Raw genomic sequence first — 15,270 nt, 5'->3', positions numbered from 1 at the left:
GTCAGGATGAAAGCCATCACGTTCGTCACGCAGAAGGGAGGCAGCGGCAAGAGCACCCTCTGCATCTCGCTCGCCGTCGCCGCCCAGGAGGCGGGCCATTCCGTCTGCATCCTAGAGATGGACCGGCAGGCCACGATCAGCGACTGGCTCGACCATCGCACCGCCGAGGGGCCCGAGGTCGCCCAGATCGACGCGACGCAGATCGAGGCGGTGATGGCGCAGCTGCGCGAGTCGGCCTACGACTACGTCTTCATCGACACGCCGGGCGTGGACTCGACCGGCACCCTCTCGGCGATCCGCGCGGCCGACCTCTGCATCATTCCCTGCCGCCCGACCCCCGCGGACCTGCGCGCCTTCAAGCCGACGCTCGCGGCCGTCTACCGGCTGGAGAAGAAGTTCGCCTTCGTGCTCAACCAGACGCCGCCGCGCTCCTACCGGATCCGCGACGCCGCGGACGGCCTCGCCGTGCTCGGCGTGCTGCCCGACGTGAACATCGTCGCCCGCACCGACCACCAGGACGCGATCGGCGTCGGCCAGGGCGTGACCGAGTTCAATCCGAAGGGACAGGCCGCCACCGAGGTGCGCCGGCTGTGGTCCTGGATCGAGCGGCGGATGCAGGGGGCCAAGCATGTCAAAGCCGCCTAAGCTGAACCTCGCATCGATCGTCGCCGCGGCGGCCCCCCCGCCCAAGCTCGCGCCCGTCAAGACCGCCCCGGTCCACGGCCTCGCGCCGGCGCCGCAGACGGCCGAGATCGTGCAGCTCGACGTCGCGCCGCCCCCGTCCTGCCGCCCGAGCGCCACCCTCAAGGAGCGGGCGCGCCAGATGTCGGTGTACCTGGAGCCGCCGGTCTACGATCAGCTGCGCGACCTCGCCTACGCAGAGCGCACCAAGATGCACGCCCTGATGCTGGAGGCCCTGGACATGCTGTTCAAGCAGCGGGGCGCCCGCTCGATCGACCAATTGAACGAGACGCCGCCGCGCTGAGGATCGGCCGAGGACGCCACCCGCGCACCCCGGCCGCGGCGACGCCGCGGTCGGGACTGAAACGCGAGAACGGCTGACAAATCCTCCGCTTACGGCCGTTTCCTGAGACGTTGCGTGAGATCTTTCCGGCCGATCCTCCATGACGGCACCCCGATGATCCGCGCAATGTGGAAGGCTCCCGCAGCGCAAAATTTTTCCTGAGATCTTCGAGCAGGTTGAGTGACTTTTTTCACGCGGCCTCTCAACTGATCTGCCGCCATCGTCGCCCGCGCCGGGCCGCCTCGTTCAGCCTTCCTTTACGTCGCCTCGACAATTCTCTGCACCGCCCCACCGGCCTCCGGGCGGGGCAAGACCCGTCCGTGCCGCTCACCGCGCCGGTCGGGGCGTGTGGCGTCCGCGGTGAGACCCGAGTGGTCGGTATGGTGCGTTCGACGAAGGCCGGGACGGCGAGGATCGCCGCGCTCCCGCTCCGCCGGATCCTCGCGGTCTCCGTGATCGCGCTGGCCACCGCGAACTGCAGCAACAACCCCCAGAAGCTCGCCGCGACCGCGCCCGGGAACGGCATCGACCCGAAATACGGGGTCCGGGCGAGCCCGCGCCTCTACAACGAGGGCGACGTGATCCCGAAAGGCGGCGGGCGCCGCTTCTCGGGCAAGCCCTACGTGGTGGCCGGGCGCACCTACGTGCCCCGCGAGGACGCCCGGGGGTACGTGCGGGAGGGCATGGCCTCCTGGTACGGCAGCGCCTTCCACGGCCGCCAGACCGCCAACGGCGAGGTGTTCGACCGGCATTCGATCGCCGCCGCCCACCCGACCCTGCCGCTGCCGAGCTACGCCCGCGTCACGAATACCGCGAACGGTCGCTCGATGATCGTGCGCGTCAACGATCGCGGCCCCTATCACGCCGACCGGGTCATGGACGTGTCGGAGGCGGTGGCCGAGGCGCTGGAGTTCCACCGGCGCGGCACGACGCGGGTGCGCGTCGAGTATGTCAGCAAGGCTTCGGTCGCCGGCAGCGACGACCGCAAGCTGATGGCGACGCTGCGCACCGACGGCCGTCCGGCGGCGATCGGCGGGCGCAGCCCGGTGATGCTCGCCGATCTCGGCTCCGATGCCGGCGAGGCGTCCGACCCCGCGCCCCGGGCGCGCGCGCCGCTCGCCTTCAAGCCGCCGGAGGAGCGCCAGATCGAGCGGGAGACCGAGGAGGCGCCGGCCGCCCGTCCCGCGCCGCGCCCCGCCCCCGTCCTCGTCGCCCGCGCCGCCGCGCCGGTGCCGGCCGCCCTCCAGCCGACCGCGACGCGCGGCGCCCCCTTCCGGCCCGTGCTCGCCGCGGCCCCGGCGGCCCCGGTCCAGACCGCCTCCGCCGCGAAGGGACGCTCCGGCAGCGCGCCGGCCCCGCACCCCGCCGCCAAGCCCGGCCCCGTCCAGGTCGCCAAGGCCCTTCCTCCGCCGCTTGCGGCCAAATCGGGCTTCCCGAAACCGGAGCCCGCCAAGCTTGCCCAGACAAAGCCCGGCCCGATCGGCAACGCCGGCCCGAGCCGCCTCGCCGCGGCGCCGGCCCCCATGCCCACGGCCTCCCGGCTCGCGATGGCGAAGCTCGCGGGGGCTCCGCCCGCGAGTGCGCCGGGCAAGGCGAGCCCGGCCTCCGCGCCGTCCAAGGTGCCCCCTCAGCGCCGCTCCCGCCTCGCCGAAGTGAACTGATCGGGTGAGCCGATTCGGGCAGGGCGCGGGGCAAGACGCGAGGCAAGGCGCGGGGATTGCACAAGAATCAGGCAGCCCGCGCGGCGATTGGACGTTCGATTCGCGCATCGAACCGCTGTAAGGTCGCGCTTCCGGCAGGGCAGGAGGCCGGGCGGATAGGCGAGGGTTGTTGGATGCGTACGACGTCGGTCCGGATGTGTCTCGCGGCGGCCTGCCTGCTGCTGGCCACCGGAGCCCCGCGGCTCGCGGCCGCCCAGAATTTCCAGACGAGCGCCCCCCACGCGATCCTCATCGACGCGGATTCGGGCTCGACGCTCTTCGAGAAGGCGGCGGACGACCTGTTCGCCCCGGCCAGCATGGCCAAGCTGATGACCACCGAGATCGTGTTCGGCGCCCTGAAGGAGGGCCGCCTGACCATGGACACCGAGTTCACGGTGACGGAGGACGCCTGGCGGCGGGGTGGGGCAGGCGGGGGCGGCTCCTCGATGTTTGCGCAGGTCAACAGCCGCATCAAGCTGGCCGACCTCCTGCGCGGCCTCATCGTGCAGTCCGGCAACGACGCCGCCATCACCATCGCCGAGAACATGGCGGGCACGGAAGCGGCCTTCGCCGGCATGATGAACGCCCGCGCCAAGGAGATCGGGCTCACGCGCTCGACCTTCCGCAACGCGACCGGCTACTCGGCGCCCGACCAGAAGGTCAGCGCCCGCGACCTCGCGAAGCTGTCGCTGCACATCATCGAAACCTACCCGGATCTGTACAAGATCTTCGCCGAGCGCGAGTTCACCTGGAACAAGATCAAGCAGCAGAACCGCAACCCGCTGCTCGCCCTCGACATGGGCGCGGACGGGCTCAAGACCGGCTACCTCGAGGAATCCGGCTACGGCCTGACGGGCTCCGCGGTGCAGAACGGGCAGCGCCTGATCATGGTGGTGAGCGGCCTCAAGACCGCCCGCGACCGGGCCTCCGAGTCCCGCAAGCTGATGGAGTGGGGCTTCCGCGCCTTCGAGCCGCGCCAGATCTTCGCGGCCGGCGAGACCGTGGCGGAGGCGACCGTCTACGGCGGCGAGAGGGGCGGCGTGCCGCTGATGGCCAAGAAGCCCGTGCGGCTGCTGCTGCCGCGAGGCTCGGGCGAGCGCGTCACCGCCAGGGTGGTCTACCAGGGCCCGCTCACCGCGCCGGTGGAGCAGGGGCGCGAGGTCGGGCGCCTGCGCGTCATGCGCGGCGACACGCTCGCCCTCGACCAGCCCCTCTACGCGGGCGAGTCGGTGGCCTCCGGCACCATCCCGCAGCGGGCCCTCGACGCGGCCCTCGAGGTCGGCACCGGCCTGTTCCGGCGGGCCTTCAGCAAGGCCGGCAACCCGTCGTGACCGCCCGGCCGGCGCCTCCGCAGGCTCCTCCGCCCGGCCTGTTCATCACCTTCGAGGGCGGGGAGGGGGCCGGCAAGTCGACCCAGCTCGCCCGCCTCGCCCGCACGCTGCGTGAGGCGGGCCGCACGGTGGTGACGACCCGCGAGCCCGGCGGCACCGAGCGGGCCGAGGAGATCCGCGCGGCGCTCCTCTCCGGCATCGCCAAGCCCTACGGGCCCTTCGCCGAGGCGCTGCTCTTCGCGGCGGCGCGGATCGACCATGTCGACCGCCTGATCCGGCCGGCGCTGCGGGTGGGCGAGATCGTGCTCTGCGACCGCTTCGCGGACTCGACGCGCGCCTACCAGGGCGCGGCCGGGGGCGTCGACCCGGGGACGCTGCGCGCGCTGGAGCGGGCGGCGGTGGGCGGCACGCGGCCCGACCTGACGCTGATCCTCGATCTGCCCCCCGAGAGCGGCCTCGCCCGGGCCCGGGCGCGGGCCGCCGAGGCGGGAGCCGGTGCCGACGCGCCGGACCGCTTCGAGGCCGAGGCGCTCGCCTTCCACGCCCGCCTGCGCGCGGGCTTCCTGTCGATCGCAGAGGCCGAGCCGGCGCGCTGCGCCGTGATCGACGCGGGTGCCGGACCCGACGCGGTCGAGGCCGCGATCCGCGCGGTCGTGGCCGCGCGCCTGCCGGGCCTGCTGCCGGCCGAGCCCGCACCCGAGACCGCGAGCCGCGACGATGCCGCCTGAGCGCACGGCCGACGACGCCGAGGCGGGCGACCTCGCGGACGTCCCGCGCCCGCGCGAGAGCGCGACCCTCGTCGGCCACGCGGCGGCCGAGGCCGCCTTCGCCGGGGCGATCGCCTCGGGGCGCCTGCACCATGCCTGGCTGATCGGCGGACCGCAGGGGATCGGCAAGGCGACGCTCGCCTACCGGGTGGCCCGCTACCTCCTCGCCAACCCCGACCCGGACCCGGCGCCGCCGCGGAGCCTCGCCGTCGACCCGGCGCACCCCGTCGCCCGCAAGGTCGCCGCGCTCTCGCACCCGAACCTCGTCGCCCTGCGCCGCCACCGGCTGCCGGGCGCCAAGGCGCTGCCGACGAAGATCGGCGTCGACGCGGCCCGCAGGGCCCTCGACCTGTTCGGCGCGACCGCCGGCAACGCCGGCTACCGCATCTGCATCGTCGACAGCGCCGAGGACCTGAACCCGAACAGCGCCAACGCCCTCCTGAAGATGGTGGAGGAGCCACCCCCGCACTCCCTCTTCCTCATCGTCAGCCACGCGCCGGGTCGCCTCCTGCCGACGATCCGCTCCCGCTGCCGGGCGCTCGCCCTGCGCCCCCTCGCGGAGGCGGAGGTGACGCAGGTGCTGTCCGGGCTGCCGGCCCCCTTCCGAGCGCCGGAGGCGGCCTCCCTCGCCCGCGCCGCCGCGCTCTCGGAGGGCTCCGTGGCGCGGGCGGTGGCGATGCTCGATCCCGCGACGGCCGGGCTCGTGACGGAGGTCGAGGCGCTGCTCGCCGGGATCGAGCGGCCGGACTGGCGCCGCATCCTGGCGCTCGCCGAGAAGCTCGCGGGGCGGGACGCGGAGCCCCTGTTCGAGGCGAGCCTCGACACCGTGTACCGCTTCGTCTCGTCCGAGCTCGACCGGCGCCGGGCGGAGCCGCCGGCCCGCCTTGCGGCCCTGGTCGAGGTGTGTGACAAGACCGCCCGCGCCGCCCGGGAGGCCGCGACCTACAATCTCGACCGCCGGCCCCTCGTCCTCTCCCTGTTCGGGGACCTCGCGGGCGCGGTGCGGGCGGCCTGAGCTCCCGGGCGCATGCCCCGATCCTGTGATCCCGGGATCGGGGGAGACCGTGAACCGCCTATCCGGGGAACCTCCGACGTGACGGCCCAGCAAACGGCCCAAGCCTCCGCCCAGGCCCCTTCCAGCCCCTCCGCCCGAGGCCGCTTCAGCCTCACCACCGCGATCTCCTACCCGAACGGCGCGCCGCATATCGGCCACGCCTACGAGGTGATCGCCACAGACGCCATCGCCCGCTTCCACCGGCTCGACGGCTACGAGGTGCTGTTCTCCACGGGGACGGACGAGCACGGTCTGAAGATCCAGCAGACGGCGGCCCGCGAGGGCACCACGCCGCGGGCGCTCGTCGATCGCATGTCGGAGAAGTTCCGGCACATGGCCGAGGCGCTGAACTGCAGCCACGACCGCTTCATCCGCACCACCGAGGCCGAGCACTACGCCGCCGCGCAGGCGATCTGGGCCCGGATGAAAGCCAGCGGCGACATCTACCTGTCGAAGTACATCGGCTGGTACTCGGTGCGCGACGAGGCGTGGTACGGCGAGGACGAGACCGAGATCGGCCCCGACGGGGTGCGGCGCGCCAGGGCCACGCAGACGCCGGTCGAGTGGACGGAGGAGGAGAACTACCTGTTCCGCCTCTCGGCCTACGCCGACAGGCTCCTCGCGCTGTACGAGAGCCGGCCCGACTTCATCGGCCCGGAGACGCGCCGTAACGAGGTCGCGAGCTTCGTCCGCCAGGGGCTGCGGGACCTCTCCGTGAGCCGCACCACCTTCGACTGGGGCGTGCCCGTGCCGGACGCGCCCGGCCACGTCATGTACGTCTGGGTCGACGCCCTGACGAACTACCTCACGGTCTGCGGCTTCCCCGACGAGGCGGATCCGCGCTGGGGGTTCTGGCCGGTCGATCTCCACGTCATCGGCAAGGACATCGTGCGCTTCCACGCGGTCTACTGGCCGGCCTTCCTGATGTCGGCGGGGCTGCCGCTGCCGAAACGCATCTTCGGCCACGGGCATCTGCTCTCGAAGGGCGAGAAGATGTCGAAGTCGCTCGGCAACGTGGTCGACCCGATGGACCTGATCGCCACCTACGGCGTCGACCCGGTGCGCTACTTCGTGCTGCGCGAGGTGCCCTTCGGCGGCGACGGCAATTACAGCCACGACGCGATCATCGGGCGCATCAACGCCGACCTCGCCAACGACCTCGGCAACCTCGCCCAGCGCTCGCTCTCGATGCTCGCCAAGAACTGCGAGGGGCGGGTGCCGCAGCCGGGGTCCCTCACCGAGGCGGACCGGGCCCTCCTGGCCGCCGCCGACGCGCTGCCGGAGCGGGCGCGGGCCGCGATGGGCGACCTCGCGCTGCACACGATCCTCGCCGACATCTGGGCGGTGGTGGGCGACGCCAACCGCTACTTCGCCGCCGAGGAGCCGTGGAAGCTCCGCAAGACCGATCCCGAGCGGATGGGCACGGTGCTCTACGTCACGGTCGAGACCCTGCGGGCTGTGGGCATCCTGGTCCAGCCCTTCGTCCCGACGGCGGGTGCCGCCCTCCTCGACCTTCTCGCCGTCCCGCCCGAGGCGCGGCTGCTGGAGCATGTCGGCGCGGGCCACCGCCTCGCGCCGGGCGCGAGCCTGCCGGTCCCGGCCCCGATCTTCCCCCGCTTCGTCGAGCCGGAAGCACCGGCCGCCTGAGGCGGCCGGTCCCCCTCCCGACGCGGGGAGGCGAGGCGCCACACAGACCCGAACCCCCATGCTGATCGACAGCCACTGCCACCTGGACTTTCCCGACTTCGCCGCCGACATCGGGGGCGTCGTCGCGCGCGCCGAGGCCGCCGGCGTGACGCGGATGCTCACGATCTCGACCCGCCTCGCCAAGGCCGACACATACCGGGCCATCGCGGAGGCGCACGCCGCCGTCTGGTGCACCGCGGGCACCCACCCGCACGGGGCCGCCGAGGAGCCGGACGTGCCGGCCGAGGCCATCGCGGCGCTGACCGGCCATCCCCGCTGCATCGGCATCGGCGAGGCGGGCCTCGACTACCACTACGAGGACGCCGCGCCCGAGGCCGTGCAGGAGCGGGTGCTGCGGGCCCACATCGCGGCGTCCCGCGCCACGGGGCTGCCCCTCGTGATCCATTCCCGGGACGCCGACGCCCACATGGAGGCGGTGCTGATGGACGAGATGCGCGCGGGCCCCTTCACGGGCGTGCTGCACTGCTTCTCCTCCGGCCGGCGCCTCGCCGAGGCCGGGATCGAGCTCGGCCTCTACGTCTCGTTCTCCGGCATCGTCACTTTCCGGCGCTCGCACGAGCTGCGCGAGATCGCCCGCCGCGTGCCGCGGGATCGTATCCTGGTCGAGACCGACGCCCCGTTCCTGGCGCCCGAGCCGCACCGGGGCCGCACCAACGAGCCCGCCTACACGGCCGACACCGCCCGCTCGCTGGCCGCGACCCTCGAGATGCCGGCCGAGGATTTCGCGCGGGCGACCACCGACAACTTCCACCGCCTGTTCACGAAGGCCGAGAGGGCATGACAGGGGCGGGGACGGTCGGCTACCAACCGGGCGGGAGGTCCGGATGGCGACGCTGACCCTGCGCATCCTCGGCTGCGGCTCGTCGGGGGGCGTGCCCCGGATCGGCTACGGATGGGGCGCCTGCGATCCCGCCGAGCCGAGGAACCGCCGCCGCCGCTGCTCGCTGCTGGCCGAGCGCCGGGACGGGACGGGCGCGACGACCGTCCTCGTCGACACCGCGCCGGACCTGCGCGAGCAGCTCCTCGACGCGGGGGTGGGGCGCCTCGACGCGATCCTGTTCACCCACGCCCACGCCGACCACACCCACGGCATCGACGACGTCCGCCCGCTCGTGATCCACATGCGGCGGCGCATCCCCGTCTACGCCGACGCGATGACGCGGCGCCTCCTCGAGATCCGCTTCGGCTACTGCTTCGAGACGCCCCCCGGCAGCGCCTATCCGCCGATCCTCGACCTTCACGACCTGACCGAGGGCGAGACCGTGATGCTCGACGGTCACGGCGGGCCGGTCTCCGCGCTGCCCTTCGGCATGGAGCACGGCAACGAGGCGGCCCTCGGCTTCCGCTTCGGCCCGGCAGCCTACGCGCCGGACGTCAGCCTGATGCCGGAGGCGAGCAAGGCGGCTTTGCGCGGCCTCGACCTCCTGATCATCGACGCGCTCCGCGAGACGCCGCACCCGACCCACTACTCGGTCTCGGAGGCGCTCGCGCTGATCGAGGAGGTGGCGCCGCGGCGCGCCGTCCTCACGAATCTCCACACCGACCTCGACTACGCGAGCCTCGCCCGCAAGCTGCCGCCGGGCGTGGTCCCGGCCTACGACGGGCTCACCGCGACGGTGGACCTGTGAGGAGCCGGGTGCGTACGCAACCCGACCGAGCGGGACGCGGCCCGACGCGGCGCATCCTCCGCCTCTCCTGAGACCGCGGATGCCGACCGGGCGAAGCCGGTCCGTCGCTGGAAATCCTCCTCTCTCGGACCTCGGAATCCTGCAATCCCCGGTCGTAAATGCCGCCGCTCCGCCCCGATTCGTATTAATTTCGCCACACTGTTGTGGCCCTGCATCAGGCATGCCGTTCCTGCGTCGCTCCAACACATCGGGCGCCCCCCGCGAGGGCGCCGAGACGGCCGGCCCTCCGCCCGCGGGAGCGATCCCGGCCGAGGGTGCAGGCGGCGTGGCGGACGCCATGCGGCCGGGACCCCGCGGGCCGGGCTGGATCGGCGCCGCCATCGTGGGCCTGGCCCTGGTCTCGGCCATCGCCACCTTCCTGATCCTGGCGGGCGTCATCCGCGTCACACCGACGCCGACGATCGGGGTGACGCTGCTCGCCATCAACGTCGTGCTCGTCCTCGGGCTCGTCGTCATCATCGCCTGGGAGGCGCGGGTCTTCCTGCAGGCGCGCCGGGCGAACGCGGCCGTGGCGCGGCTGCACACCCGCATCGTCGGCCTGTTCAGCCTCATCGCGATCCTGCCAACGATCCTGCTCGCCGTCGTCGCCTCGGTGACGATCGATCGCGGCCTCTCGCTCGGCTTCACCGACCGGGTCCGCGACGTGGTGCTGAAATCCGTGGAGGTGGCCGACGCCTACCAGGAGAACCAGTGCCAGAGCCTCGCCCGCGAGATCCGCATCCTCGCCGACGACCTCACCCGGGCCCGGCCGAACTTCGACGTGAACCGCGACTGGTTCCAGGGCTTCCTGACCACCCGCGCCACCAATCTGGGGCTCCCCGTCGCGCAGATCATGCGGGGGCCGAGCGAGGTGGTGGCGCGCGCCAAGATCGACATCCTCAAGGAGACGCGCCTGCCCTCGGCCGCGGCCTTCGAGGAGGCGGGCAAGTCGAACGATCCGATCTGCCTCCTGCCCACCGAGGGCCGCGTCTTCGCCGCGCTGCTGCGCATGCCCGCCTACGACGACGCCGTGCTCCTCGTGCAGCGCGAGGTGAGCCAGCTCGCCATCGACTTCCCCGGCGTGTCGCGGGCGGCGGCGGCCGAGTACCTGACCTACGACGCGCTGAAGCGCTCGATCCAGGTGACCTTCGCCTCGGTCTTCGTGCTGATCGCGCTCATCGCTCTGCTCTCGGCGATCTGGTTCGGGCTCAACTTCGCCAACCGCTTCGTCGCTCCGATCCGGCGCCTCATCAACGCGGCGGACCAGGTCGCCTCCGGCAATTTCTACGCGCAGGTGCCGGCCCGCAAATCCGACGGCGACCTCGCCCATCTCGGCGAGAGCTTCAACAAGATGACCCAGGAGCTGCGCCGCCAGCACGCGGGGCTGACCGCGGCGAGCGACCTGATCGACCGCCGCCGCCGCTTCACCGAGGCCGTGCTCTCGGGCGTCTCGCCGGGCGTGATCGGCGTCGATTCCGCGGGCATCGTCACCATCGCCAACCCGGCGGCCGAGCGGATGCTGGGACTCGCCAGCGACGCCCTCGTCGGCGTGCCCGTGACCGAGGCGGTGCCCGAGCTCGGGCCGCTCCTGCCGGAGGGGGAGGGGCGCCAGCGCGCCCTCCAGCAGCAGATCCAGCTCACCCGCGACGGCCGCGAGCGCACGGTGACGGTGCGGATCACCACCGAGCAGGCGCAGGGCGGCGCGCGCGGATTCGTGGTGACGCTCGACGACATCACCGACCTCGTCTCGGCCCAGCGCACCTCGGCCTGGGCGGACGTGGCCCGCCGCATCGCCCACGAGATCAAGAACCCGCTGACCCCGATCCAGCTCTCGGCCGAGCGCATCCGGCGCAAGTACGGCAAGGTGATCGTCAGCGACCGCGAGGTCTTCGACCAGTGCACGGCCACGATCGTGCGCCAGGTCGACGAGATCAAGCGCATGGTCGACGAGTTCTCCTCGTTCGCCCGCATGCCCAAGCCCGCGATCGCCGAGCAGGACCTCACCGAGATCGCCAAGCAGAACCTGTTCATGATGCGGGTGGCCCACCCGGACCTCGACTTCACCTTTTCGGCCCGCGGGCTCGATGGGGCGGAGCGGGTCACCGCGGCCTTCGACATCCGGCTCCTGTCGCAGGCGCTGACCAACATCCTGAAGAACGCCGTCGAGGCGGTGGCCGCCGTGCCCGAGGCCGAGCTCGGCAAGGGCCGCGTCGAGCTCGCTCTCGGCCTCGAGGACGAGTTCGCGGTGATCGAGGTCACCGACAACGGCAAGGGCTTCCCCGCCGAGGGGCGCCAGCGCCTGCTCGAGCCCTACATGACGACCCGCGAGGGCGGGACGGGGCTCGGCCTCGCCATCGTCAGCAAGGTGCTCGAGGAGCACGGAGGTGGGATCGAGCTGAACGACAACCCCGCCGGCCGGGGCGGCCGCGTGCGCCTGCGGGTGCCGCGCGCCCTCTCACCCGAGGCGGGCGCCGCTCCCCAGGTCGCCGCTCCCCAGGTCGCGGCCCCCCAGAGCACACCCCCCAAGAGCCCCCCCCCCGAGAGCACGGCCCCCCAATCCGCGGAGAAGATGCCGGAGATGCAGCCATGAGCGCCGATATCCTGATCGTCGACGACGAGGCCGACATCCGCGACCTCGTCGCGGGGATCCTGGACGACGAGGGGCACCGAACCCGCACGGCGGGGGGCTCCGACGAGGCGCTCGCCGCCATCGAGGCGCGCCGCCCCCACCTCGTCTTCCTCGACATCTGGCTGCAGGGCTCGCGCCTCGACGGCCTGCAGGTGCTCGACCTGATCAAGGCGGGCCACCCGGACCTGCCGGTGGTGATGATCTCGGGCCACGGCAACATCGAGACCGCGGTCTCGGCCATCAAGTCGGGCGCCTACGACTTCATCGAGAAGCCCTTCAAGGCCGACCGGCTGATCCTGGTGGCCGAGCGGGCGCTCGAAGCCTCCCGCCTCAAGCGCGAGGTGAAGGACCTCAAGGCCCGCTCCGGGCAGGCGAGCCGGCTCGTCGGCGGCTCCGTCGCCATCAACCAGCTCCGCCAGACCGTGGAGCGCGTGGCGCCGACCAACGCCCGCGTCCTGATCTCCGGTGCGCCGGGCTCCGGCAAGGAACTCTCCGCGCGCACGCTCCACGGGGCCTCGGGCCGCGCCAACGGGCCGTTCGTCGTCATCAACGCGGCGACGATCACGCCCGAGAACATGGAGGCCGAGCTCTTCGGCGTGGAGGGCGGCGAGGGCCGCATGCGCCGCGTCGGCGCGCTGGAGGAGGCCCACGGCGGCTCCCTCTACATCGACGAGGTCGCCGACATGCCCCGGGAGACCCAGAACCGCATCCTGCGGGTCCTGGTCGATCAGAACTTCCAGCGGGTCGGCGGCACCACCCGCGTGCACGTGGACGTGCGCATCATCTCCTCCTCCTCGCGCGACCTCGCCGAGGAGATCGCGGGCGGCCGCTTCCGGGAGGACCTGTTCCACCGGCTCTCGGTGGTGCCGATCCGGGTGCCCTCGCTCTCGGAACGGCGCGAGGACGTGCCGGAGTTGATCTCGTTCTTCATGGACCAGATCTCGGCCGCCACCGGCCTGCCGCGCCGCCGCATCGCCGAGGACGCGATGGCGGTGCTGCAGTCGCACGACTGGCCGGGCAACGTCCGCCAGCTGCGCAACAACGTCGAGCGGCTGATGATCCTCACCCACACCGACCCGGAGCAGGAGGTCACCTCCGAGATGCTGCCCTCCGAGATCGGGACGCTGGTGCCCACCACCCCCAACGGGGCGGGCGGCGAGAAGCTGATGAGCCTGGCGCTCCGCGAGGCTCGCGAGATCTTCGAGCGCGAGTACCTGATCGCGCAGATCGCCCGCTTCTCCGGCAACATCTCCCGCACCGCCGAGTTCATCGGCATGGAGCGCTCGGCCCTCCACAGGAAGCTGAAATCCCTCGGGATCGGCCCCTGAGCCGGGGCGGGAAGCAGGAGGCCGCCCCCGCGGCGGCGCCCTCCTCGCATCCGGATTCCCGGAGCCGGCGCTTTGCATACCACACTTGCATCGAAGCGGGATTTGAACACGTAATGGACGCGGCCGTGACGCCCGGGGCGAGGCGGCCGAGGAACCGACCGATAATCAGAACCCGCCGCGGGTGGCGGGCGCCGGAATAGCGCAAGGATAAGAACAATGGCGGGCGAACGCGCACAGAACCTGCAGGACACCTTTCTCAATCATGTCCGCAAGAACAAGATCCCGTTGACCATCTTCCTCGTCAACGGCGTCAAGCTGCAGGGCGTGGTCACCTGGTTCGACAACTTCTGCGTGCTTCTGCGCCGGGACGGGCACTCGCAGCTCGTCTACAAGCACGCGATCTCCACGATCATGCCCGGGCACCCGGTCCAGCTCTTCGAGCCCGACGAGGCCGCCGAGAAGGCCTGAGCCCCGCGGGCCGGGCACGGCCCGCCGGGATCGTCGCGGTTCGTGGTTTCCCCGCGCAACTATCCCGCGCCGGCCCCTTGTCGCGCGCGCGCGGGCCCCCATTGTCCCCAGGAGGGGTGATGCGGCGGACGGTGCGGCCCGACGACCCGACGAAGGATACATGAGCGAGACGCTACTCCCGGGCGAGGCCCGGCTTCAGGCGATGGCCGCCCCCGAGGGCGAGATCGCGGCGGCGACCAGGACCCTCGTGGTCGGTCCCTATCTCACCCGCGCCGCGGCGCAGGCCGCCGGCGCCCCAGACCGGCAGGCCGCCCGCTCGACGGCCGCGCGCCTCGACGAGGCGGTCGGCCTCGCCGCCGCGATCGACCTCGACGTGGCGCAGGCGACCGGCTTGAGCCTCCAGAAGATCCGGCCCTCGACCTATCTCGGCAAGGGCCGGGTGGAGGAGCTCGCCGGGCTGATCAAGGCGGAGGAGATCGGCCTCGTCGTGATGGACTGCGCGCTCTCCCCGGTGCAGCAGCGCAACCTGGAGAAGGCGTGGGGCGCCAAGGTCATCGACCGCACCGGCCTGATCCTGGAGATCTTCGGTCGGCGCGCCTCGACCCGCGAGGGGCGGCTGCAGGTGGAGCACGCCCATCTCGCCTATCAGAAGAGCCGTCTCGTGCGCTCCTGGACCCATCTCGAGCGCCAGCGCGGCGGCTTCGGCTTCCTCGGCGGCCCCGGCGAGACCCAGATCGAGGCCGACCGGCGCCTGATCCAGGAGCGCATGACGCGCATCGAGCGCGACCTCGACGCCGTCACGCGCACCCGCGGCCTGCACCGGCAGAGCCGGGCGCGGGTGCCGTACCCGATCGTGGCGCTCGTCGGCTACACCAACGCCGGCAAGTCGACGCTCTTCAACACGCTGACCAAGGCCGAGGTGCGGGCGCAGGACATGCTGTTCGCGACCCTCGACCCGACCGCGCGGGCCACCAAGCTCCCCCACGGCGAGACCGTGATCCTGTCGGACACCGTCGGCTTCATCTCCGACCTGCCGACGCCCCTCATCGCCGCCTTCCGGGCGACGCTCGAGGACGTGATCGAGGCCGACATCCTGCTGCACGTGCGCGACGTCTCGCACGGCGACACCGAGGCCCAGGCCGAAGACGTGGCCGAGGTGCTCGACGAGCTCGGCATCGGCGACCGCGCCGACCGCATCATCGAGGTCTGGAACAAGGCCGACCTCCTAGACGAGGCGGAGCGCACGCGGCTCCTCAACCTCAGCGCCATGGCCCGCGAATCCGGCCGCAACGACCGCGACAGCGCGGCGCCCGTCCTCGTCTCAGCGCTGACGGGGGAGGGGCTTCCCGCATTGATGAGCCGGATCGAGGCCCGCATCGCCCGCAGCCGCTCGACCTTCGCGGTGATCCTGCCGCCCGAGGACGGGGCCTCCCTCAACTGGCTCTACGAGAACGCCGAGGTGCTCGACCGGCGCACCGTCGAGGGCGGCGAGCTCCACCTCGCGGTGCGCATCGCACCCGAGAAGGAGCCGCGCTTCCTCAACCGCTTCGAGGGCGCGCGGCGCCTCGCCCGCGCCGGCTGAGATCCGGCGAGGG

At 72.5% G+C, this 15,270-nt stretch carries 13 protein-coding genes; all 13 read left to right on the top strand.

Going from position 1 to position 15,270, the window contains the following annotated elements; translation table 11 throughout:
• Window positions 1-6: 6 nt before the first annotated feature.
• A complete protein-coding gene (locus tag MOX02_RS15560; protein ID WP_147026706.1) occupies window positions 7-645 on the top strand; it encodes a division plane positioning ATPase MipZ in 639 nt (212 codons plus the stop codon).
• On the top strand, window positions 629-985 hold the full coding sequence (locus MOX02_RS15555; RefSeq protein ID WP_147026705.1) for a ribbon-helix-helix domain-containing protein: 357 nt from the start codon (window positions 629-631) through the stop codon (window positions 983-985). The genes MOX02_RS15560 and MOX02_RS15555 overlap by 17 nt, the downstream gene beginning before the upstream one ends.
• Window positions 986-1,404: 419 nt before the next feature.
• Window positions 1,405-2,685 (top strand): septal ring lytic transglycosylase RlpA family protein, encoded by a 1,281-nt coding sequence (locus tag MOX02_RS15550; protein WP_147026704.1) that lies wholly within the window; start codon window positions 1,405-1,407, stop codon window positions 2,683-2,685.
• Between the two features lie 173 nt (window positions 2,686-2,858).
• On the top strand, window positions 2,859-4,055 hold the full coding sequence (locus MOX02_RS15545) for a D-alanyl-D-alanine carboxypeptidase family protein (RefSeq protein ID WP_147026703.1): 1,197 nt from the start codon (window positions 2,859-2,861) through the stop codon (window positions 4,053-4,055).
• Entirely contained in the window at window positions 4,052-4,783 is a 732-nt protein-coding gene (tmk, locus tag MOX02_RS15540; protein WP_147026702.1) for a dTMP kinase, read from the top strand. The genes MOX02_RS15545 and tmk overlap by 4 nt, the downstream gene beginning before the upstream one ends.
• A complete protein-coding gene (locus MOX02_RS15535; protein ID WP_147026701.1) occupies window positions 4,773-5,837 on the top strand; it encodes a DNA polymerase III subunit delta' in 1,065 nt (354 codons plus the stop codon). The genes tmk and MOX02_RS15535 overlap by 11 nt, the downstream gene beginning before the upstream one ends.
• 78 nt (window positions 5,838-5,915) lie before the next feature.
• Entirely contained in the window at window positions 5,916-7,523 is a 1,608-nt protein-coding gene (gene metG, locus MOX02_RS15530) for a methionine--tRNA ligase (RefSeq protein WP_373866750.1), read from the top strand.
• 58 nt (window positions 7,524-7,581) lie between these two features.
• The gene (locus MOX02_RS15525) at window positions 7,582-8,364 is read left to right on the top strand and encodes a TatD family hydrolase (protein ID WP_147026699.1); all 783 of its coding nucleotides are present in this window, start codon (window positions 7,582-7,584) and stop codon (window positions 8,362-8,364) included.
• A gap of 43 nt (window positions 8,365-8,407) precedes the next feature.
• Window positions 8,408-9,211: an MBL fold metallo-hydrolase gene (locus tag MOX02_RS15520; RefSeq protein WP_147026698.1), complete on the top strand. Its 804-nt coding sequence runs from the start codon at window positions 8,408-8,410 to the stop codon at window positions 9,209-9,211.
• 337 nt (window positions 9,212-9,548) lie between these two features.
• Window positions 9,549-11,840, top strand: a complete 2,292-nt coding sequence (locus tag MOX02_RS15515; protein ID WP_238179146.1) for a sensor histidine kinase NtrY-like — start codon at window positions 9,549-9,551, stop codon at window positions 11,838-11,840.
• On the top strand, window positions 11,837-13,207 hold the full coding sequence (gene ntrX / locus MOX02_RS15510; RefSeq protein WP_147026696.1) for a nitrogen assimilation response regulator NtrX: 1,371 nt from the start codon (window positions 11,837-11,839) through the stop codon (window positions 13,205-13,207). The genes MOX02_RS15515 and ntrX overlap by 4 nt, the downstream gene beginning before the upstream one ends.
• A 216-nt stretch (window positions 13,208-13,423) precedes the next feature.
• Window positions 13,424-13,675, top strand: a complete 252-nt coding sequence (gene hfq / locus MOX02_RS15505) for an RNA chaperone Hfq (RefSeq protein WP_132255243.1) — start codon at window positions 13,424-13,426, stop codon at window positions 13,673-13,675.
• Window positions 13,676-13,835: 160 nt separating this feature from the next.
• A complete protein-coding gene (gene hflX / locus MOX02_RS15500; protein WP_147026695.1) occupies window positions 13,836-15,257 on the top strand; it encodes a GTPase HflX in 1,422 nt (473 codons plus the stop codon).
• The last annotated feature ends 13 nt before the right edge of the window (window positions 15,258-15,270 follow it).

Origin of the sequence: Methylobacterium oxalidis, from assembly GCF_007992195.1 — a bacterium.
GTDB classification, from domain to species: Bacteria; Pseudomonadota; Alphaproteobacteria; order Rhizobiales; family Beijerinckiaceae; genus Methylobacterium; species Methylobacterium oxalidis.
The sequence above is the reverse complement of the archived record's forward strand: the minus strand, read 5'-3'. Positions and strand labels throughout refer to the sequence as shown.